The sequence below is a fragment of the Dactylosporangium sp. NPDC048998 genome (assembly GCF_043197855.1).
In the GTDB taxonomy this organism is placed as follows: domain Bacteria; phylum Actinomycetota; class Actinomycetes; order Mycobacteriales; family Micromonosporaceae; genus Dactylosporangium.
The window spans coordinates 156223-176876 of sequence record NZ_JBICTV010000009.1; the positions used below are offsets into that span (position 1 = coordinate 156223).

Consider the following 20654-nt stretch of genomic DNA (forward strand, 5'->3'; position numbering starts at 1 on the left):
TATCCCGTCCTCTTCCGGACCGCTGGGGTGGCGCCCGTTCGGTATCGTCCGGGACACACCTACGCCTCAGCGCCGGAGGAGCCCATGAGCACGATCCCGCGGCTGGTGATCAGCGCGCCGTCGTCCGGTCACGGCAAGACGGCCGTGTCGGTCGGCCTGCTCGCGGCGCTGTCGGCGCGCGGCTATCGGGCCGCCGGGTTCAAGATCGGGCCGGACCACGTCGACGCCGCCTACCTGGGCCTGGCCGCCGGCCGCCCGGGCCGCAACCTCGACCCGCGCCTGGTCGGGGCCAAGCGGATGGGGCCGCTGTTCGCCCACGGCGCCGCGTCGCTGGACATCGCCGTGGTCGAGGGCACGATGGGGCTGTTCGACGGCCTCGCCGGGCGCACCGACAGCGAGTCCACCGCGCAGATCTCCGGCCTGCTGCGCGCCCCGGTCATCCTGGTCGTCGACGTCGGCGCGATGGGCCAGTCGGTCGCCGCCCTCGTGCACGGCTTCCGCGCCTACGACGAGCTGCTCTGGCTCGGCGGCGTGATCCTCAACCGGGTCGCCTCCAGCCGCCACGAGCAGCTGCTGCGCGAGGCGCTCGACGACATCGGGGTGCCGGTCCTGGGCGCCCTGCGCCGGCACGCCCTCAGCGACGCCGGCGACGCCGGGGCCCCGCTGCCGTCCCGCCACCACGGGGTCGCCCCGGTCGTGCACCACAACATCGACGCCGTGCGCGCCGTGCGCCGCCTCGGCGAGGTCATCGCCGGTGCCGTCGACATCGACCGCACCATGGCGCTGGCCCGCTCCGCGCCCCGGCTGACCTCCGACCCGTGGAACGCCGAGGCCGAGGTGGCCGCGGCCGGCGCCAGCGACTCCGCCCTGTCCTCGCTCGCCGCCACGCGCATCGGCCGCCGCCCGATCGTGGGCGTCGCCTTCGCCTATCCGGAGACCGCGGAGCTGCTCGCCGCCGCGGGCGCCGAGGTCGTGCCGTTCGATCCGCTGCGCGACGAGGCGCTGCCGGCCAGCGTCGACGGCCTGGTCATCGGCGCCGCGCTGCCCGAGTCCTACGCGGAGGAGCTCACCTTCAACGGCCGCCTCCGCTCCGCCGTCGCCGCACACGCCGCGGCCGGCAAGCCGATCGCGGCCGAGGGCGCCGGCCTGGTCTGGCTGTGCCGCGACTACAACGGGCGCCCGATGTGCGGCGTCGTCGACGCCTCGGCCCGCGAGACCGACCTGGTCGTCCTGGGCTACCGCGAGGCCACCGCCCGCTCCTCGTCGGTCCTGCTGCCGGTCGGCGCGCAGGTCATCGGCCACAAGATGCACCGCACGAGCATCACGCCGCGCGCGGGCCTGCAGGCCGCCTGGACGTGGGCCGGCGGCCCCGCCGAGGGCTTCGTGCAGCGCGGCGTGCACGCCTCCTACCTGGGCCTGCACTGGGCCGGCATGCCGTCGATCGCGTCCCGCTTCGTGGCCGCGGCCGGCGCGACCGCCCCGCCCGGGCCGGGCCAGTGGAGCACGCCGTCGACCAGCCCCTACGGGCGGCCGGCCGTCCCGCAGATGACCTTCCCCACGGCCCCGGTGACCGGCGTCCTGGCCGCCGCGGGCACCCCGAGCTACGCGGCCGACTACACCACGCCCGAGCCCGCCGCGCCGCCGCGCATGCCCGCCACGGCCATCCCCGGCTCGATCCTGTCCAGCCCGGGCGGTCCCGGCTCGATCGCCGCGGCCGCCGCGATCGCCTCCGACCCGGCCGCTGTCGCGCCCGCCGTCCCGTCGCCGCCGCTCACCGCGTCCACCGCATTCGGCTCGTCCCCGGTGCCCGTCTTCTCGCCGGTGCCGGTCTCCTCGCCGGCCTCCGGCTCGGCCGCGGTCTCCGGCTCGGCCGCGGTCTCCGGCTCGGCGGCGGGGTCCGCACTGTCCGCGGGGCCCGTCTCGTCCCCGGTGTCCGCGACGTCCGCCGTGCCCGGCCCGCTGCCGGGCTCCGCGGCCGGTTCCGGGGTGCCGGCCAACGCACCGACCTCGCCGGGCGCGTCTTCCCCGTTCGGCCCGGGGCTCGGCCCGGTGATGCCAACGCCGTGGACGTCACCGTCCGTTCCCGACTCGGTCGCCCTGGCCTCGTCCCCGGCTTCCTCGGTCCCGGCATCGTCCGCCCCCGTGTCATCCGCCCCGTCCTCGGCCGCTCTGTCGTCCTTGCCGTCCTTGTCGTCCCCGCCGCCGTCCTCGGCGGTGCCGTCTGTGAATCCGTCGTCTGGCGCCCCGTCGTCGGTCCCGTTGTCGGCGGTTCCCTCGTCTGGGGCTCTGTCGTTGGTGGGTTCGTCGTCCGCTGCCCCGGCGTCGGCGGGTCTGGGGTTTGTCGTTCCCGGATCGGCCGGGTCGGTCTCGGAGGGGGCTGACTCCGCTGGTCAGGCCGCCGCGCAAGGCTCCCCGGCTGACGCGGGCATGTCGGACATTTCCGTTGTGTCGGATGAATCGGATGAATCGGATGAAGTGGACTGGTTGCGCGGCCCCGATTCGTCCGATGGCTCGGGCGTGCCGGACGGCTCCGCGGCCGGTGGTGCACGGTCTGGGGCCGGGCTGCCCGCCGCGGGCCTGATGACGTCCGGGCCGTGGTCGGCCGCCCCGGCCCCGGCGGGGGGTGGCGACGACGAGGAGGCGACGACGGTCCTTTCCGCCGCCACCAGCGGTGCGCCCGGTGACACGCCGCCCACCGCGACGGATGAGGCGAGCGTTGGGGTGCCTTCCGGCTCGAACGGCCCCGTGACGGCCGCGGGCCTGCCATCGTCTGGTGTTGTGCCGACGACCGTACCCATCTCGCCGCCGACCGCGCCGTTCCAGCTCACCTCCACCGCGCAGCCCCCGTTCGCCGCCGAGCCCTCGTTCGCCGCCCAGCCGGTCTCGTCCGCGCCCGGCGGTTTCGCCGCTGAGCCGGTTTCCGCGCCGGGGGGTTCCGCGGTTCAGCCGGTTTCCTCCGCGCCTGGCGGCTCCGCCGTTCAGCTGGTTTCCGCGCCGGTGTCCGCGGCTCAGCCGGTGTCGACGCCGCCGGCCGGCGACGAGCGGGCTACCGGGGTGCTCAACCCGGCCACCTCGGCGGCGATGCCGGTTTCGTCGGCGCCCATGCCGCGGGCGACCGCTCCGGTGTCCGCGGCGCCGGTCGGTGTCACCGCCATGCCCGCCGCGGAGTCCGAGTTCGTGCCCTCGCCCGATGACGCGTCCGGGACCTACTCCTCGCCGTCGCTCCCGGGCGCCGGCCTCGCGGAGCAGGCGCCGGTCTCCGCGCCGCCGGTTTCGGCGCCGCCGTCGTCCGGGGCTTCCGTCGGAACCGTGCCGATTCCGGCCGCGCCCGTGTCGGTGCCGGTCTCAGGGCCGACCGGTTCGGTAGTGTCCGGTTCCGTGCCTTCTTCGCCTGTTTCGGGATCGCCGTCCGATCCGTCCGGGCCGGGCCCCGTGTCCGCGCCACCCGGCTCCTCGCCCGCCGGCCCCGCCTTCGGCTCCCGCTCCGCCGATGGCGCTCCCAGCGCCCCCGGCGCCGAGGGTCTGTCCGGCTCGCTGTCCGCCGAGGGCGAGCTCGGGGCCGACGGCGACGCGGGTGGTGCGGGGAGCGGTGGCGGGAAGCCGCCGGCCGGTGGTTCGAGCGAGGCTGCGTAGTGTCGACGTGGTCGGTGGCGCTGCGACGATTTCCCTCGCTGGTGGTCGAGACGCCGCGGCTGACCGTGCGGCCGCTGTGTGCCGACGACGACAAGCGGGTCGCCGAGATCTTCGCCGATCGGCTCGTGCGGCGCTGGCTGCCGGTGGCGCAGGACGAGCTGGACGAGTTCGACGGATACGCGTGGTGCACCGAGCTCGCCGTCGAGCGGCGTGACAGCGGGGCCGGTGATCACTACGGGATCGTGCGGCGCGAGGACGAGCGGCTCGTCGGGTGCCTGTGGACGAAGAACACCGACTGGCTGACGCGGTCGACCGAGATCGCGTGCGCGGTGGCGGCCGATGCCCGCGGATACGGCGTGGCCCCCGAGGCGGTCGACGTGCTGGCGCTGTCGCTGCTGCTGGAGCACCGGTTTCAGCGCATCGAGCTGCGCGTGGCCCCCGGCAACGTGGCGTCGCGGCGGGTGGCGGAGAAGGCCGGGTTCACGTACGAGGGCCTCCTGCGCAACGCGGGCTCGCTCGCCAGCGGGCGCGTCGACCTGGAGAGCTGGTCGCTGCTCCCGTCCGACATCCGCTGACTACACCGGGCCGTCGAGCTCGATCGCGAGCTTCATCTCCCGCAGCTTGCGCGTCCCGGTCTGCTCCGTCGCCTCGTTGACCTCGGCCGGCGTGCGGGCGGAGTCGCGCAGCACGTTGCGGACGTACTGCATGGTGATTGTCGAGGCACCCTGCGACACCACGCCGGCCTGCTGGTTGGCCACGAACGCGCGCGCGACGCCCTTGAAGTCGACCCCGTGGTGCTCCCAGAACCGCGCGTCCTCGGCGGCGACGATCGCCTGCTGGACGTTGACCGACATCGTCGCGAGGGTGGTGTATGTGCGGTACTCGTAGAACTGCGCGAGCAGCGTGGTGCCGTCCGCGGCGTACACGCGCGTGGTCTGCGCGGGCAGATATCGGTCGGAGGACTGGCGCAGCGCGTCCGGCGGCATGACCAGGGCGTCGGCGCCCTGCCTCGCGCCGATGCCGGTGACGGCGGCCAGCGGGTAGACCAGCGCGGCGACGGCGAGGCCGACGACGAGCCCGGTCCGCAGGAGCTTGAGGAAGCCACCGGCCACCCGCATCGTGCGCGCGATCACATTCTTAAGCTAGGACAATTCGACCCGTCATACGCGACGATCGCCTGATGCTGCGGTTTCACGGCGATGCGGAGGTCGCGCCGGGCCTCGTCGACCTCGCGGTCAACGTCCGGCAGGAGACGCCGCCGTCCTGGCTGACCGGGCCGATCGCGGCGTCGCTGGCGCACCTGGCGCGATACCCGGATCCGGCCGAGGCCACGGCCGCCATCGCGCGGCGGCACGGGCGGCCCCCGGAGGAGGTGCTGCTGACCGCCGGGGCGGCGCAGGCGTTCACGCTGCTGGCCCAGGCGTTGCGGCCGCGGCGGGCGGTGGTCGTGCACCCGCAGTTCACCGAGCCGGAGTCGGCGCTGCTGACCGCGGGGCACGCGGTGGAGCGGGTGCTGCTGCGGGAGCGGGACGGCTTTCGACTCGTCGATCCGGCCATCCCCGACGACGCCGACCTGGTGATCGTGGGCAATCCGACAAACCCGACATCGGTCCTGCACCCGGCCGCGGACATCGCCGCGATCGCCCGGGACGGCCGGATCACCGTCGTCGACGAGGCGTTCGCCGACACGGTGCCCGGCGAGCCGGAGTCGCTGTCGGGCGACCGCGAGCTGCCGGGGCTGCTCGTCATCCGCAGCCTGACCAAGACGTGGGGGCTGGCCGGGCTGCGGATCGGGTATGTGCTGGGGCCGGCCGGGTTGCTCGACCGGCTGCGCGAGCATGCTCCACTGTGGAGCGTCTCCACCCCGGCCCTCGCCGCCGCCATCGCCTGCGCCTCGGCCCGGGCGGTCGACACGGAGCGTGAGATCGCCACGCGGCTCGTCGCGGACCGCGCGCACCTCGTCGGGGCGCTCGAGCGGGCCGGGGTCCGGGTCGCCGGGCGGCCGTCGAGCTCGTTCGTGCTGATCAAGGTGGCGGGCGGCGAGCGGGTGCGCGCCGCGCTGCGCGAGCGCGGGTTCGCGGTGCGACGTGGCGAAACCTTCCCGGGATTGGGCCCCGACTGGTTACGTATTGCCGTGCGGGACACTGCCACGAGTGACGCCTTCGTCGCGGTGTTGTCGAACCTACTGGGAGGGCCAACATGCTGAACGAGACGATCACCGCGATCCGGCCGCTCGACGACGAGGCCATCACGGCCGCCCGGGCTCTGCAGGCCCGCCTGACGAAGCCCATGGGCTCCCTCGGCGCGCTGGAGACCCTGTCGGTACGCCTGGCCGGGCTCGCCGGCGCGTGCCCGCCGCCGATTCCGCAGCCGGCCGCGCTCGCCATCTTCGCCGGCGATCACGGCGTGCACGCGCAGGGCGTCACGCCCTGGCCACAGGAGGTCACCGCGCAGATGGTGGCCAACTTCGTGGCCGGCGGGGCGGTCGTCAACGCCTTCGCGCGCCAGGCCGGCGTGTCCGTCACCGTCGTGGACGTGGGCGTGAAGGCCACGCTGGAGCCCGCCGGGGCGCTGCTGGACCGCAAGGTGCGGGCCGGCACCCGGGACCTGAGCGTCGAGCCGGCGATGACGCGCGAGGAGGCCGTCCGCGCGATCGAGGCCGGCATGCGGGTCGCCGAGGACCTCGTCGCCGGCGGCGCCCGGGCGCTGCTCACCGGCGACATGGGCATCGCCAACACCACGCCGTCGGCGGCGCTGATCGCGGCGTTCACGCACGCCGACCCGGCCACCGTGACCGGACTCGGCACCGGCATCGACAGCGAGACGCACGCCCGGAAGGTCGCGGTCGTCACGTCCGCCGTCGTCGGGCTGAACGCCGAGGATCCGATCGACATCCTGGCCGCGGTCGGCGGGCTGGAGCACGCGGCGCTGGCCGGGTACATCCTGCGGGCCGCCGCGCTGCGCGTGCCGGTGGTCCTCGACGGCGTCATCGCCGCGTCGGCCGCGCTCGCCGCGCACGCCCTCGCACCGGCCTCGGTGGGGGCCATGGTGGCCGGGCACCGGTCGGCCGAGCCGGGCGCCACCGCCGCGCTGGGCTATCTTGAGCTCGAACCGCTCGTCGACCTCGGCCTGCGCCTTGGCGAGGGCACCGGCGCCGTCCTGGCGCTGCCGATCGTGGCCAGTGCTGTCCGCGTGTTGCACGAAGTGGCCACTTTCGACTCTGCTGGAGTAGCCCACAAGTGAACCCCTACCCCCTCGGCCTACAGCTCGACGGGCTACGCGTCCTGGTGGTCGGCGGCGGCGCCGTCGCCACCAGGCGGGTGCCTGCTCTGCTCGACGCGGGCGCGGACGTCGTGCTCGTCTCCCCGCACATCACCCCCGCGCTGCGGGCCCACGTCGACGCTGGCCGGCTCACCTGGCGGGCTCGCCGGTTCGAGCCGGCCGACGCCGACGACGCCTGGCTGGTCCACGTGGCCGTGGACGACCCCGAGGCCGGCCGGGCGATCAGCGAGGTGACGGCGGCCAAGCGGATCTTCACCGTCCGCGCCGACGACCGCCACGCTGCGACCGCCTGGACGCCGGCGGTTACCCGGCACGGCCCGGTCACCGTCGCGGTACTCGCTGGCGGCGACCCGGTCCGCGCGGTCGCGGTCCGCGACGCGATCGGCGAGCAGTTGGCCACCGGTGGCCTCGACGCGGCCCACGCCGAGGTCCGGCGGGGCACGGTCGCGCTCGTCGGCTCCGGTCCGGGCGATCCCGAGCTGCTGACGGTGCGCGGCCGCCGGCTGCTCGCCGCCGCCGACGTGGTCGTGGTCGACCGGCTCGCCGCTGGCCTGCTGCTGGACGAGCTGCGGCCCGAGGTGGAGCTGGTCGACGCGTCGAAGATCCCGTACGGGCCCTCGGCGGCGCAGGAGGAGATCAACCGGGTGCTCGTCGACCGGGCCCGGGCCGGGAAGTTCGTCGTGCGGCTCAAGGGTGGCGACCCGTACGTCTTCGGCCGCGGCGGCGAGGAGCTGCTGGCCTGCGCCGAGGCGGGCGTGCCGGTGACCGTGGTACCGGGGGTGACCAGCGCGATCGCGGTGCCGTCCGCGGCCGGCATCCCGGTGACGCACCGCGGGGTCGCGCACGAGTTCACGGTGGTCTCCGGCCACCTGGCGCCGCACCACCCCGAGTCGCTGGTCGACTGGGCGGCGCTGGCCCGGCTGCGGGGCACCGTGTGCGTGCTGATGGGGCTGAAGAACCTGCCGGCGATCGCCGCGGTGCTGCAGGAGCACGGGCGGGCGCCGGACACGCCGGTCGCGGTGATCCAGGAGGGGACGACCCGGGATCAGCGCACGGTACGGGCGACGCTGTCGACGGTCGCCGACGCGGCCAAGGAGGCGGCGATGCGCCCGCCGGCCGTGATCGTGATCGGCCCGGTCGTGGACGCGCTCGCGAGCTGAGCATCAGGATTTAGGGGCCGTCAGGCGAAAAATCGGATATGTCCGGATACGAAGTGTTCGGACATATCCGCGCCGAAGGTAGAAAAGGGCGCCGTCCGGAGACGGCGCCCCAACTACGAAAGCGCTGAAAGCGCTACGAGCGGTCGAGCTCCAGGGCGCAGCGGATCAGGCCCAGGTGCGAGTACGCCTGCGGGTGGTTGCCCAGCGCCCGCTCGGTCATCGGGTCGTACTCCTCCGGGATCAGCCCCGTCGGGCCCGCGCACTCGATGAACTGCGCGAACAGCTCCTCCGCGTCGGCCCGGCGGCCCGTGCGCAGATACGCCTCGATCATCCACGTGGTGCACAGGTGGAAGCCGCCCTCGACGCCCGGCAGGCCGTCGTCCCAGCGGTACCGGTAGACGGTCGGGCCCTCGCGCAGCTCGGCCTCGACGGCGAGCACCGTGGCCAGGAACCGCGGGTCGTCGTCCTGCAGCAGGCCGGACAGGCCGATCCACAGCACCGAGGCGTCCATCTCCTCGTAGCCGTAGGCGACCGTGTACGCGCCGATCTTCTCGTTCCAGCCCTTGTCGAGCACGTTGTCGGCGATGGTCTTGCGCAGCGTGTGCCAGCCGTCGGGCACCGGCCGGCCCTGCCGCTCGAAGAGCTGGATGCCGCGGTCCACGGTCGTCCAGCACATGACCTTCGAGTACACGTAGTGCCGGGGCCGGCGGCGGGCCTCCCAGATGCCGTGGTCCGGCTCGTGCCAGCGCCGCTCGACCGCCTCGACCATCGCGTCCATGAGCGCGAAGTCGCCCTCCTCGGGCGGGCGCACGTCGGCCAGGGCGCAGATCAGGTCGGCGACCGGGCCGAACACGTCGAGCTGCACCTGGCCGTTGGCGGCATTGCCGACGCGCACCGGGCGGGAGCCCGCGTAGCCGGGCAGCGCCTCGATCACGGCCTCCGGGCCGAGCTCGGTGCCGTCGAGCGTGTACAGCGGGTGCAGCCGCTCCGGGTGCCCGTCGGTGTTGTCGGCGACGCGCAGCGTCCAGCGCACCAGCGACTCCGCCTCCTCGGTCGAGCCGAGGTCGACGAGGGCCTTGGCGGTCAGCGAGGCATCGCGCAGCCAGCAGTAGCGGTAGTCCCAGTTGCGGGAGCCGCCGATCTCCTCCGGCAGCGACGAGGTCGCCGCGGCCAGGATCGCGCCGGTCGGCTTGTGCCACAGCCCGCGCAGCGTGAGCGCGCTGCGCCGGACCAGGTCCTTGGCGACCGAGGGCAGCTTCAGCGAGTCCGACCAGTCACGCCAGGCCTGCTCGGCGGCGATCTGCCGCTCCGCGAGGGGCACCCGCGGGGCCTCGATCGAGTCGGTGCCCAGCCGCAGCTCGAGCATCGCGCTGCCGCCCATGGCGCCCAGGTCGACCGTGGCGCGGGCCAGGTCGCTGTGGCCGTCGGAGCTGATGTCCCATTCGATGCCGGGGGAGTACAGCACGATGGGCTCGTTGGAGCCGAGCACGAGCAGGCCGTCGTCGCCGAGCGGCTGTAAGCGGATGTGCACCTGGCCGAAGTCCGGCCGCGGCACGAAGTCGATGCGCGCCCGCGAGCTTCCGGACAGCACGCGGATCAGCGAGTTGCCGGTGCGGTGGTGGTCGAGCCAGTCCGTGACGGTGAGCCCCGACCAGCGGGTCTCGACGGTCATGGTCCCGGGGCGGTACCGCTGCCCGAGCGGGATCCCGCCCTTCTCCGGCTGCACCGTGAAGTGCCCGGCCGCGGTGTCGCCGAGCAGGTCGGCGAAGACCGCGCCCGAGTCCGGCTTGGGGTGGCACAGCCAGGTGACCCGGGCGGCCGGGGTGAGCAGCGCGACCGTGTGCGTGTTGGACAGCATCGAGTGCCGCTCGATCGGCACCGCCTGCTCGCCGAAGAGCCAGCGGCGCCGGGTGTACAGCAGCAGCTCCAGCACCGCGACGGCCTCCTGCGCCCCGTCGATGCTGAACCGCGCCTGCGTGTCGTCGCCGGCGCCGACCTTGATGCCCAGGTCGGGGCCGTGCAGGTGGGCGAAGGCCTTCTCGTCGGTGGCGTCGTCGCCCAGGTAGACGACCGCGCTCGCGGAAGCCTGCATGCGCAGCGCGTCGACGGCGAGGCCCTTGTCGGTCGGCACCACCGACAGCTCGATGACCTCCTTGCCGGTGGTCACCTCGATGTCCGGCCACAGCGCGGCGCCGCTGCGGACCGCGTCGAACACCCGCTGGGCCACGTCGCGCGGCGCGGCCCGGGTGTGCACGGCGATGCTGGCCGGCTTGCCCTCCAGGCGTACGCCCGGCTGGTTGTTGCAGATGGCGTTGAGCGCGGCCTGCAGCTCGGCGCGGCGCTGCTGGCGCTCGGGCGGAAGCTCGTCGACGAAGCCGACGTCGAACTCGGAGCCGTGGCTGCCGACGAGGCGCACCTCGGCGGGGAGGCGGGACAGGGCGGCGAGGTCGCGCAGGGCCCGTCCGCTGATCACGCCGACCGTCGTCTGCGGCAGCGACGACAGCGCGCGTACAGCGGCTACGGACTCGGCGGTCGGGGTCGCCTTGGTGGGGTCCGCGACGATCGGCGCGAGGGTGCCGTCGTAGTCACATGCCACCAAGAGGTTGGGCACGCGGGCGACGCGAAGCACCGCCGCGCGGAGGTCCGGGTCGAGCGAGAGGACGTTGCCTGTCGCCGAGGTCTGGTTCATGTCCGGCCTGTTCGTGGGAGCGATGGAGGTCGTTTGTGCATTCCGGATGTCGGGTCGGGTGTCTCTGGCGGTCGAGCCGGCGCCGGGCCGGCGGACGGGTCATGATGCGGCGCCGAGTGCGTCGAGGAACGCGTCCGCCCAGGTGCGGACATCGTGCGCGCGCAGGTGGGAATGCATAGCATGCATCCGTTTGCGCCCCTCGACCGGGTCGACGTGGATCGCACGCATGAGTGCGTCCTTCACCCCGTCGAGATCGTGCGGGTTGCACAGGAACGCCTGGCGCAGCTCGGCCGCTGCGCCGGCGAACTCCGACAGCACGATGGCGCCACCGCCGTCGGCGCGCGCGCCGACGTACTCCTTGGCCACCAGGTTCATCCCATCCCTCAGCGGAGTAACCATCATGACGTCGGCCGCGACGTACAACGCGGCCAGCTCAGCCCGACTGTACGACTGATGGAGGTAGTGCACGGCCGGTTGGCCAACTCGTCCGTACTCTCCATTGATCCGCCCGACCTCACGTTCGACGTTCACCCGCAGTGTCTGGTAGTGCTCCACCCGCTCCCGGCTCGGCGTAGCCACTTGTACCATCACCGTCTCGGGCGCTGTGAGTCGTCCTTCCGACAGCAATTCCCGGAATGCCTTCAGCCTTCGTTCGATCCCCTTGGTGTAGTCGAGCCGGTCGACGCCGAGGATGATGGTGCGCGGATTGCCGAGCTCGGTGCGGATCGCCGTCGCCCTGGCCTGCACCTCCGGTGACGCGGCGAGGCGGCGCATCTCCTCGACGTCGATCGAGATCGGGAAGGCCTCGGCGCGCACGGTGCGCCCCTCCCACTCGACGATTCCGCGCCGCACGCGGGTGCCCAGCAGATGTCGGGCCAGTTGGACGAAGTTCTGCGCGCCGAGTGGGCGCTGGAAACCGACCAGATCGGCACCGAGCAGACCCTTGAGAATGTCGGCCCGGCGAGGTAGCTGCATGAACAGCTCGACGGGTGGAAAGGGGATGTGCAGAAAAAATCCGATCTTGAGATCGGGCCGGGTCTCGCGCAGCAGGGCCGGCACGAGCTGGAGCTGGTAGTCCTGGACCCACACCGTGGCGCCCGGCGCCGCATCGTCCGCGACCGCCTTGGCGAACCGCTCGTTGACCAGGCGGTACGACTCCCACCATCGACGCTTGAAGATGGGCGTCTCGACGGCGTCATGGTAGAGCGGCCAAAGGCTCGAGTTGGAGAAGCCCTCGTAATACCGCTCGATCTCGCCCGCGCTGAGCGACACGGCGTGCAGCTGCACCCCGCCCGCCTCGAACGTCTCCTCCGGCATGTCCGAGTCCCCGGCGCCGCCCGTCCATCCGACCCAGGTCCCGTCGCGCTGCAGGAGCACCGGCTCGAGCGCGGTCACCAGCCCACCCGGGCTCCTGCGGAAGGTTGCCTCTCCGTCCGGGCCGACCACCTTGTCGACAGGCAGCCGGTTGGCGACCACCACGAATGCACTGTTTCCAGCCACGTGTCGTGTCCTCCCCTTGGGTGATCCACCCTCGTACTTTCAGCCTACTGATCCCCGTTGCAACCCGGCAGCATGCGGAGTGCTGGCTCACAGGTGCGATCCTGCTTTCCATGTCGCGCTACGAGGCCGGGCCCGCGCAGGAATCGAGCCGGACTTTCACCGTCGTCCTGCTCTCGTTGCTCATCCTCACGGTCATCGGTGCGCTCTTCGGATACGTGCTCGGCCTGCGCGACATCGATGAGAATAAGTCAGCATCCGGTGACGGTCCGTCGGCACCTCCTGCTGGGGTGACTTCCGCCGCCTCCTCGCGCCGGCCGCCGACCACCCCGCAGACCCAGTGCCCGGGCTTCATCGGCCAGGCGGCGAAGACGCAGGACCCGAAGGTGGCGACACCCCTGATGCTGGTGCAGTACATCCGCACGGCCAAGAACCACGAGGTGTGGATCTGCCAGGAGGCCGGCGGATCGGGGCTGTGGTACCAGGGCCACGACAAGAAGGAGGCGTGGTTCGACGGCGGGGAGATCCCGAAGGAGGGGGAGAACGGCCTGCTGCGCCCCGGCGTGGTCGCCAAGGGCAACCGGACGTGGAGCGTCACCAACGACGGCACGACCTACACGGTCACCCCGGCCGGCCTGAAGGTCACCGGCGGGCAGAACTACAGCGACACCGCCATTCAGGCCAATCCGCCCGCCGAGTAGGCCCGATTTGGGGGCGCGGTACTCGCCTGGAAAGATTGGTCCGACAGCACACATGTTGACCGGAGGTAGGGCCGCACCGTGGCGCAGTACATCTACGTGCTCGAGAAGGCGCGCAAGGCGCACGGCGACAAGGTCGTGCTCGACAACGTCACGCTGTCGTTCCTGCCCGGCGCGAAGATCGGCGTCGTCGGCCCCAACGGCGCCGGCAAGTCGAGCCTGCTCAAGATCATGGCAGGCCTCGACCGCCCGAGCAACGGCGAGGCCCGTCTCATGCCCGGCTACACCGTCGGCATGCTGCAGCAGGAGCCGCCGCTCAACGAGAGCAAGACGGTCCTGGGCAACATCGAGGAGGCCGTCGCCGAGACCAAGACGAAGCTGGCCCGGTTCAACGAGGTCGCCGAGCTGATGGCGACCGACTACACCGACGCGCTCATGGAGGAGATGGGCCGGCTGCAGGAGGAGCTCGACCACGCCGACGCGTGGGACATCGACTCCAAGCTCGCGCTGGCCATGGACGCGCTGCGCTGCCCGCCGCCGGACGCCGAGGTCTCCCAGCTCTCGGGTGGTGAGCGCCGCCGGGTCGCGCTGTGCAAGCTGCTGCTCGAGGCGCCCGACCTGCTGCTGCTCGACGAGCCCACCAACCACCTCGACGCCGAGAGCGTGCAGTGGCTGGAGCAGCACCTGCAGAAGTACGCCGGCGCCGTGCTCGCCGTCACCCACGACCGCTACTTCCTCGACCACGTCGCCGAGTGGATCGCCGAGGTCGACCGCGGCCAGGTCCACGGCTACCAGGGCAACTACTCCACCTACCTGGAGAAGAAGGCCCAGCGCCTGGCGGTGCAGGGGCGCAAGGACGCCAAGCTGCAGCGGCGCCTCAGCGAGGAGCTCGAGTGGGTGCGCTCCAACGCCAAGGCCCGCCAGACCAAGTCCAAGGCCCGCCTCGGCCGCTACGAGGAGATGGCCAACGAGGCCGAGAAGACGCGCAAGCTCGACTTCGAGGAGATCCAGATCCCGCCGGGCCCGCGCCTGGGCAACGTGGTCATCGAGGCCAGCGACCTGCGCAAGGGCTTCGACGAGCGCGGCCTGTTGATCGACGACCTGTCCTTCACGCTGCCCCGCAACGGCATCGTCGGCATCATCGGCCCCAACGGCGTCGGCAAGACCACGCTGTTCAAGACCATCGTCGGGCTGGAGCAGCCGGACGCCGGCGCCGTGCGCGTGGGTGAGACGGTTCAGCTCTCCTACGTCGACCAGAACCGCTCGGGCCTCGACGGCGACAAGACGGTCTGGGAGGTCGTCTCCGACGGCCTCGACCACCTGATGGTCGGCAAGGTCGAGATGCCGTCGCGGGCCTATGTCGCCGCGTTCGGCTTCAAGGGCCCCGACCAGCAGAAGCCCACCAAGGTGCTCTCCGGTGGCGAGCGCAACCGGCTCAACCTGGCGCTGACGCTGAAGATCGGCGGCAACGTGATCCTGCTCGACGAGCCGACCAACGACCTCGACGTCGAGACGCTGTCCTCGCTGGAGAACGCGCTGCTGGAGTTCCCCGGCTGCGCCGTGGTCATCTCCCACGACCGGATGTTCCTCGACCGCGTGGCCACGCACATCCTGGCGTGGGAGGGCGACGACGAGAACCCGGCCAAGTGGTTCTGGTTCGAGGGCAACTTCGAGTCGTACGAGAAGAACAAGGTCGACCGGCTGGGCCCGGAGGCGGCGCGGCCGCACAGCGTCACCTACCGCAAGCTGACCCGCGACTGACCGTAGTTGGCTGATTCTGTGGCGCGGTTCATCTACCACTGCGGCCTGCGCTGGTCCGACCTGGACGCGTACGGGCACGTCAACAACGCGCGCTTCCTCACGCTCTACGAGGAGGCGCGCGTTGCGCTGATGTTCACCGCCGCCCGGGCGGCCGGCCTCGAGTCGTTCGAGAACGGGATCGTGATCTCACGTCATGAGATCGACTACCTGCGCCCGATCGACTACGGCGACCCGGTGCGCATCGAGCTGTGGATCGAAGAGATCAAGGCATCTCGATTGGTCGTGGCCTACGAGCTCTTCGACGGCGAGGCGCTCGCGTCGCGGGCGCGGACCGTCTGCGTCCCCTACGACCTCGAGGCCGGTCGGCCCCGCCGGGTCCGCGACATCGAGCGCGAGTTCCTCTCGCCATGGCTTGGCTAGCCGATTCCGGCCGTTCCGACGCCGCCGCGTTCGTGGCGCGGGTCGTGCGCCTGGACCCCGGCGCGGTCGTGCGGTTGCGGCCCGCGGGGGAGGGCGCGGTCACGCTGTGGTCCCGCCTGCCCTGGGGTGTACTCGTGTGTCGCGGGATTCCCGCGCGACTGGCGCTCGACCGGACCGTGTCGGCCCGCGAGCTGATCGAGTCGATCGATGGCGAGCTTCCCGCATCGCGGGACACCGATTGGCACTGGTCGCTGCCCCGTGTCCCGGGGACCGTCGTCGAGCGGATTCCCGGCGACGACGTCGTCCGGGTCGGTGAGGCTGCGGCCCGGACCGTGCGCACCGCCGCCGCGGAGGGGGTCGGCGGCCGGCCGGTCGGCTCGCGGATGCTGCGCGACGCGCTCCTCGACCACGTGCCGATCACGGTCACCACCGAGGCCGGCGACCGTATACCGGTCTCCCAGCGCCTCGTCCAGGCGGTCATCCGGATGGGCTTCACCTCCGGGGCGGCCGGAGACTTCGTCGATGTCCGGATTTCGGGTCCGTGGACGGCCCTGGCCTGCGCATATGGCTCTGCCTGGCATCGTGCCGGAGGTTCACCCTCGATCGGATAGACGGCTATAAGACCCTCACCCGAACGGGTGGTGCGAGGGTGAAATTGGGGGCTGCTGAATCTCGACCGAACGGGTACCGTCCTCTTTCGGGTCCACCGCCGAGCGAATTCGATCGGCGACGGACCGCACATGCGGGTGGAGGCGCACGGGGGAGCAGGGAGTCCGGACGATGCCAAGGTGGCCATGGCGTGCCGAGCAGTCGAGCGGGTCGAAGACCGACTCGAACGTCGCTCAGCTGCCGCGGGAAGACGCAACCCCGACGATCGACGGAGCGCGCGAGCAGGAGGGCGGCGTCGGGATCGCGCCGTTGACGCTGCTACGGGTGGCCGAGGCCCTCGAGAAGCTCGAGATCCGATACCTGACCGACGGAGACGGCAGCCTGCTCGCGCTGTGGGAGCGCCACGCGGTGCTGTTCGCGCTGGAGGGCCCAGCGGACGAGATCCTGGTCATCCGGGCACGGCCGCACGCCACGGTCCCGCCGGACTGGGCCGAGCGCTCCTACCGGGTGGTCAACGAGTGGAACCACACGCGCCGCTTCTACAAGGCGTATGTCGGCGACCCCACGGACCGCGGCCAGCTGCCCATCTACGCCGAGATGCAGGTGCCCCTGCTCTCGGGCGTACACGACGCGCTCATCGCCGAGCTCGTCGACTGCGCGGCGGTGGTGGCGCTGGGCTTCGTGGACTGGCTGCACGACGAGGGCGGGCTCCTCTGACCTGACGCGGGCCCGGCGGGCGGGCGCTCTTCACGTTCCGGACGCTGTGGCTGTCGCGCGGCCGGCGCCGGCCGGTGAGGCAGCATCGCCGATCGGGACGGGTCTCCAGGATCGACACGTGCGCCGGTGCCTCGGTGGCACGTCGACCCCGGAGACCCACGCCTGCGGCATCGTGGCCCAGTGTCCGATGCAGGGCTCTCGATGCCCTCTCGATCGACTCTCGACGCCCTATTGATCGTATGCGATGTTGCCGCGAGTGCCGGCCGATACCCGACTTATACGACAAATCCACGGTAAGTGCCGTCTGTGCCGGCCCAGGACCGGGGTCAAGCGCCTGGACAGGCGGCGGTGCGGCACGGCCGTGAGCCGGGATCGCGGCGGGCGTGGGACGATGTATGAGATCCCCAGCCCGATGGAGAACGGACGCCTGTGCCACCGACGATCGACCCCGGCGCGAACCGCCCCGGCGCCACCGTGCCGGACCGGATCCGCAACTTCTGCATCATCGCCCACATCGACCATGGCAAGTCGACGCTGGCCGACCGCATGCTGCAGCTCACCGAGGTGGTCGAGGCCCGGCAGATGCGGGCGCAGTATCTCGACCGCATGGACATCGAGCGCGAGCGCGGCATCACGATCAAGAGCCAGGCCGTGCGCATGCCGTGGACGGTCCGCGAGGGCGGCCTGGCCGGCGAAGCGTTCGTGCTCAACATGATCGACACGCCCGGGCACGTCGACTTCACCTACGAGGTCTCGCGCAGCCTGGCCGCGTGTGAGGGCGCGGTCCTGCTGGTCGACGCGGCCCAGGGCATCGAGGCGCAGACGCTGGCCAACCTCTACCTGGCGCTCGAGAACGACATGCAGATCATCCCGGTGCTCAACAAGATCGACCTGCCGGCCGCGCAGCCGGAGAAGTACGCCGAGGAACTCGCGCACCTCATCGGGTGCGAGCCGGACGACTGCCTGCGGGTCTCCGGCAAGACCGGCGTCGGGGTGTCGCACCTGCTGGACGAGATCGTGCGCCAGCTGCCGGCGCCGACCGGCGAGTCCGACGGCGCCGCGCGGGCGATGATCTTCGACTCCGTGTACGACGTGTACCGGGGCGTGGTCACCTACGTGCGGGTGGTCGACGGGCGGATCGAGGCGCGCGACCGGATCCGGATGATGTCCACCGGCGCCGTGCACGAGCTGCTCGAGATCGGCGTCATCTCGCCCGAGCCGATCAAGAGCACAGGGCTGGGGGCCGGCGAGGTGGGATACCTCATCACCGGCGTGAAGGACGTGCGCCAGTCGCGGGTCGGTGACACGGTCACGATCAACGCACGGCCGGCGAGAGAGCCGCTGGGCGGCTACAAGGACCCCAAGCCGATGGTGTACTCCGGCCTCTACCCGATCGACGGCTCGGACTACCCGCTGCTGCGCGACGCGCTGGACAAGCTCAAGCTCAACGACGCCGCCCTGGTGTACGAGCCGGAGACGAGCGCGGCGCTGGGCTTCGGCTTCCGCTGCGGCTTCCTCGGCCTGCTGCACCTGGAGATCATCCAGGAGCGGCTGGAGCGCGAGTTCAACCTCGACCTGATCTCCACGGCGCCCAACGTGGTCTACCGCGTGATCATGGACGACGGCACCGAGCACATGGTCACCAACCCCAGCGAGTTCCCCGACGGCAAGACCGGCCAGATCTTCGAGCCGACGGTCCGCGCCACGGTGCTGACCCCCAACGACTACGTCGGCGCGGTCATGGAGCTCTGCCAGGGGCGGCGCGGCTCGCTGCTGGGCATGGACTACCTGTCCGCCGACCGCGTGGAGCTGCGATACACGCTGCCGCTCGGCGAGATCATCTTCGACTTCTTCGATCAGCTCAAGAGCCGCACCAAGGGCTACGCGAGCCTCGATTACGAGCCCTCCGGCGAACAGCAGGCCGACCTGGTGAAGGTCGACATCCTGCTGCACGGCGAGCCGGTGGACGCCTTCAGCGCCATCGTGCACAAGGACAAGGCGTACAACTACGGCGTCACGATCGCCGGCAAGCTGCAGAAGCTGATCCCGCGCCAGCAGTTCGAGGTGCCGATCCAGGCGGCCATCGGCAGCCGGATCATCGCCCGGGAGACCATCCGTGCGATCCGCAAGGACGTGCTGGCCAAGTGCTACGGCGGTGACATCAGCCGGAAGCGCAAGCTGCTGGAGAAGCAGAAGGAAGGCAAGCGGCGCATGAAGATGGTGGGCCGCGTCGAGGTGCCGCAGGAGGCCTTCATCGCCGCGCTGTCGACCTCGGATACCCCCGGCAGCGACAACAAGCCGAAGAAGTGAACGCCCAGGACGTCAGGCACTGCCCCCGCTGCGGAGCGCGGACGAGCCGGCCGCCCGCGGTCTGCGGCGCCTGCGGCTACGCCGCGTTCGCCAACCCGCGCCCCACCGGCACCGCGATCATCGTGCGCGACGGCCGCTTCCTGGCCATCCGGCGGGCCCGGCCGCCCCGCGAGGGGTGGTGGGACCTGCCCGGCGGCTTCTGCGACGGCTTCGAGCACCCGGCCGACGCGGCCGTGCGCGAGGCGCGGGAGGAGCTGGGCGTGGAGATCGAGCTGGGCGCGTTCGCGGGCATGCACATCGGCACGTACGAGTTCCAGGGCGAGCAGCTGTCCGTCCTGGACTGCTTCTGGCTGGCCACGATCACGGCCGGGGAGATCGCCCTCGACCCGGCCGAGGCCAGCGAACACGCCTGGCTGGCGCTTGACGATCCGCCAGAAATGGCATTTCAGACCATGGACGCGGTCCTGCGCAATCCGCTCGTTCGACAATCTTCGGCGCGTTTGGTCCCCTGAGCCCGCGGGCAATACAAGCTCAACCCCCTGGTTGAGCTAGTAAAGGAGGAGACCAGTGACTGTCACCGGTATCATCACCGCGCTGATCGTCGGTCTGATCGTTGGTGCGCTCGGGCGTCTGGTCGTCCCCGGCCGCCAGAGCATTTCGATCTGGCTGACGATAGTCATCGGCGTCGTCGCGGCGCTGCTGGGTACGGTCGTCGCCAACGCGATCGGCATCTCCACGAACACCCCGGGCATCGACTGGGGTGAGCTGCTGATCCAGGTCTTGCTCGCGGCCGTCGGCGTGGCCCTGGTCGCCGGTTTCGCCGGTCGTGGTCGCCGCACCCTGCCGTAACGAGCATCGTCTGGAAAGCGTAGGCCCCCGGCTGAAGGCCGGGGGCCTTGCGCTGTGCACTTAACGCAACCAGGGAATCGAACGGTCGAGCAGGCCGCGGGTCTTCAGCTCCTTGCGGAGCGGAATCTCCTCGTCGATGTAGCCGTTCCAGTTGATGCCCCAGTAGTTGGCCGTGTGCGTCGCCTCGCCGCACAGCTGGCGCTGCACGGGGGTGCGGTTGGCCCACCACTCGCCGTCGTAGTCGATCGGCATGTCGTCGAGCTGGCGGATCCAGCGGTACGTGTAGCCGATGAACAGCATCTTGCGGGTGATGTTCGAGTAGTTCGGCGACCGGGAGTGCCAGAGGCGGCGGTCGAAGATGAAGCAGTCACCGGGGTTCGCGGTGATCTCGACGGTGCCCTCGGGGTCGGGGTTGTGCACCGTCGTGTCGGCCGGGCGGGGCAGCGAGTTCCAGAGGTGGCTGCCCGGGATGACCTTGGTGGCGCCGCGGCCCTTCTCCGACAGGTCGGAGATGACGTAGGCGATCTTCAGCGAGAACATCGGCCGCGGGAGGTTCGGGTCCATGGTCTCCGGGTCGGAGTTCTGGCGGTACCCGTCCTGGTGCCAGCCCCAGGAGGGGGGTTCCTCCTCGGAGGTGGGCGGCGTGACGTCCAGGTGGTTGTGGTGCGTGTAGATGTTCCAACCCGCCAGGCCCCACATGTAGGGGAAGAGGGTCGGCTGGGTCAGCAGGTGCCCGAACAGGTCGTCCCGCGTCAGGAAGCCCAGCAGGTGCAGCGTGCCGTCCTTCTTCACGAACGAAGAGCCGGCCGCCTTCTCCTCGGCCCAGACCCGGTCCATGGCGGCCTCGAGCTGGGCCCGGTGGTCCTCCTTGAGGACGTTGCGGACGAGCAGGAAACCGTTGTCCAGGAACTCCTTGCGGTCGGCCTCGCTGATCGGCTCGTAGCCGGTGAGACCGCCGTAGTCGGGTGCAGCGGACGTCATGTCCTCCCCTTAACTTTTGTCGAACCGAACGCCCGATGGTAACGCGAG

At 71.6% G+C, this 20654-nt stretch carries 17 protein-coding genes; 13 read left to right on the plus strand and 4 right to left on the minus strand.

Annotation, left to right across the window (positions count from 1 at the left end; genetic code table 11):
* Positions 1-84: 84 nt before the first annotated feature.
* Both ACGFI8_RS22480 and ACGFI8_RS22485 read left to right on the plus strand, forming a co-directional pair.
* A complete protein-coding gene (locus ACGFI8_RS22480) occupies positions 85-3633 on the plus strand; it encodes a cobyrinate a,c-diamide synthase (protein WP_392807572.1) in 3549 nt (1182 codons plus the stop codon).
* A complete protein-coding gene (locus ACGFI8_RS22485; protein WP_392807573.1) occupies positions 3633-4208 on the plus strand; it encodes a GNAT family N-acetyltransferase in 576 nt (191 codons plus the stop codon). The genes ACGFI8_RS22480 and ACGFI8_RS22485 overlap by 1 nt, the downstream gene beginning before the upstream one ends.
* Here ACGFI8_RS22485 and ACGFI8_RS22490 read toward each other — a convergent pair whose 3' ends face one another.
* Positions 4209-4766: a transglycosylase domain-containing protein gene (locus tag ACGFI8_RS22490; protein ID WP_392807575.1), complete on the minus strand. Its 558-nt coding sequence runs from the start codon at positions 4764-4766 to the stop codon at positions 4209-4211. It abuts the gene before it with no gap.
* Positions 4767-4813: 47 nt separating this feature from the next.
* On the opposite strand from ACGFI8_RS22490, the gene cobC reads away from it, so the two are divergent.
* From cobC to cobA, 3 genes are read left to right on the plus strand one after another with little or no spacing between them, the layout of a single operon-like run.
* On the plus strand, positions 4814-5839 hold the full coding sequence (gene cobC, locus ACGFI8_RS22495; protein WP_392807577.1) for an Rv2231c family pyridoxal phosphate-dependent protein CobC: 1026 nt from the start codon (positions 4814-4816) through the stop codon (positions 5837-5839).
* On the plus strand, positions 5833-6876 hold the full coding sequence (cobT, locus tag ACGFI8_RS22500) for a nicotinate-nucleotide--dimethylbenzimidazole phosphoribosyltransferase (RefSeq protein WP_392807578.1): 1044 nt from the start codon (positions 5833-5835) through the stop codon (positions 6874-6876). The genes cobC and cobT overlap by 7 nt, the downstream gene beginning before the upstream one ends.
* Complete coding sequence (gene cobA, locus ACGFI8_RS22505) at positions 6873-8075, plus strand: uroporphyrinogen-III C-methyltransferase (protein ID WP_392807580.1); 1203 nt, start codon at positions 6873-6875, stop codon at positions 8073-8075. The genes cobT and cobA overlap by 4 nt, the downstream gene beginning before the upstream one ends.
* 133 nt (positions 8076-8208) lie before the next feature.
* On the opposite strand, the gene otsB is transcribed toward cobA, so the two are convergent.
* Complete coding sequence (gene otsB, locus ACGFI8_RS22510) at positions 8209-10764, minus strand: trehalose-phosphatase (protein WP_392807582.1); 2556 nt, start codon at positions 10762-10764, stop codon at positions 8209-8211.
* Between the two features lie 99 nt (positions 10765-10863).
* Positions 10864-12264 (minus strand): trehalose-6-phosphate synthase, encoded by a 1401-nt coding sequence (locus ACGFI8_RS22515; protein WP_392807583.1) that lies wholly within the window; start codon positions 12262-12264, stop codon positions 10864-10866.
* Positions 12265-12374: 110 nt separating this feature from the next.
* Here ACGFI8_RS22515 and ACGFI8_RS22520 point away from each other — a divergent pair, with 110 nt between their 5' ends.
* From ACGFI8_RS22520 to ACGFI8_RS22555, 8 genes are all read left to right on the plus strand, one after another.
* A complete protein-coding gene (locus ACGFI8_RS22520) occupies positions 12375-12962 on the plus strand; it encodes a hypothetical protein (RefSeq protein ID WP_392807585.1) in 588 nt (195 codons plus the stop codon).
* A 78-nt stretch (positions 12963-13040) separates the two neighbouring features.
* Positions 13041-14720 carry an energy-dependent translational throttle protein EttA gene (gene ettA, locus ACGFI8_RS22525; RefSeq protein ID WP_392807587.1) on the plus strand — a complete coding sequence of 560 codons (1680 nt, stop codon included), beginning with the start codon at positions 13041-13043 and terminating at the stop codon, positions 14718-14720.
* An 18-nt stretch (positions 14721-14738) separates the two neighbouring features.
* Entirely contained in the window at positions 14739-15140 is a 402-nt protein-coding gene (locus ACGFI8_RS22530; protein ID WP_392807589.1) for an acyl-CoA thioesterase, read from the plus strand.
* A complete protein-coding gene (locus ACGFI8_RS22535) occupies positions 15128-15751 on the plus strand; it encodes a hypothetical protein (RefSeq protein ID WP_392807590.1) in 624 nt (207 codons plus the stop codon). Before ACGFI8_RS22530 ends, ACGFI8_RS22535 begins: the two co-directional genes overlap by 13 nt.
* 169 nt (positions 15752-15920) lie before the next feature.
* Positions 15921-16466 (plus strand): YbjN domain-containing protein, encoded by a 546-nt coding sequence (locus ACGFI8_RS22540; RefSeq protein ID WP_392807592.1) that lies wholly within the window; start codon positions 15921-15923, stop codon positions 16464-16466.
* A gap of 429 nt (positions 16467-16895) precedes the next feature.
* Positions 16896-18776 carry a translation elongation factor 4 gene (gene lepA, locus ACGFI8_RS22545; protein ID WP_392807594.1) on the plus strand — a complete coding sequence of 627 codons (1881 nt, stop codon included), beginning with the start codon at positions 16896-16898 and terminating at the stop codon, positions 18774-18776.
* The gene (locus tag ACGFI8_RS22550) at positions 18773-19288 is read left to right on the plus strand and encodes an NUDIX domain-containing protein (protein WP_392807595.1); all 516 of its coding nucleotides are present in this window, start codon (positions 18773-18775) and stop codon (positions 19286-19288) included. Before lepA ends, ACGFI8_RS22550 begins: the two co-directional genes overlap by 4 nt.
* A 55-nt stretch (positions 19289-19343) precedes the next feature.
* The gene (locus tag ACGFI8_RS22555; RefSeq protein WP_392807598.1) at positions 19344-19625 is read left to right on the plus strand and encodes a GlsB/YeaQ/YmgE family stress response membrane protein; all 282 of its coding nucleotides are present in this window, start codon (positions 19344-19346) and stop codon (positions 19623-19625) included.
* A gap of 60 nt (positions 19626-19685) precedes the next feature.
* On the opposite strand, the gene ACGFI8_RS22560 is transcribed toward ACGFI8_RS22555, so the two are convergent.
* Entirely contained in the window at positions 19686-20606 is a 921-nt protein-coding gene (locus tag ACGFI8_RS22560; protein WP_392807600.1) for a phytanoyl-CoA dioxygenase family protein, read from the minus strand.
* Positions 20607-20654: the final 48 nt, after the last annotated feature.

What these genes read in the sequence shown, in the direction of transcription:
- cobT (WP_392807578.1), top strand. Translation starts at nt 5,833, where the DNA reads ATGCTGAACGAGACGATCACCGCGATCCGGCCGCTCGACGACGAGGCC.
- otsB (WP_392807582.1), bottom strand. Translation starts at nt 10,764, where the DNA reads ATGAACCAGACCTCGGCGACAGGCAACGTCCTCTCGCTCGACCCGGAC.
- ACGFI8_RS22520 (WP_392807585.1), top strand. Translation starts at nt 12,375, where the DNA reads ATGTCGCGCTACGAGGCCGGGCCCGCGCAGGAATCGAGCCGGACTTTC.
- ACGFI8_RS22480 (WP_392807572.1), top strand. Translation starts at nt 85, where the DNA reads ATGAGCACGATCCCGCGGCTGGTGATCAGCGCGCCGTCGTCCGGTCAC.
- ACGFI8_RS22560 (WP_392807600.1), bottom strand. Translation starts at nt 20,606, where the DNA reads ATGACGTCCGCTGCACCCGACTACGGCGGTCTCACCGGCTACGAGCCG.
- ACGFI8_RS22540 (WP_392807592.1), top strand. Translation starts at nt 15,921, where the DNA reads ATGCCAAGGTGGCCATGGCGTGCCGAGCAGTCGAGCGGGTCGAAGACC.
- ACGFI8_RS22535 (WP_392807590.1), top strand. Translation starts at nt 15,128, where the DNA reads ATGGCTTGGCTAGCCGATTCCGGCCGTTCCGACGCCGCCGCGTTCGTG.
- cobC (WP_392807577.1), top strand. Translation starts at nt 4,814, where the DNA reads ATGCTGCGGTTTCACGGCGATGCGGAGGTCGCGCCGGGCCTCGTCGAC.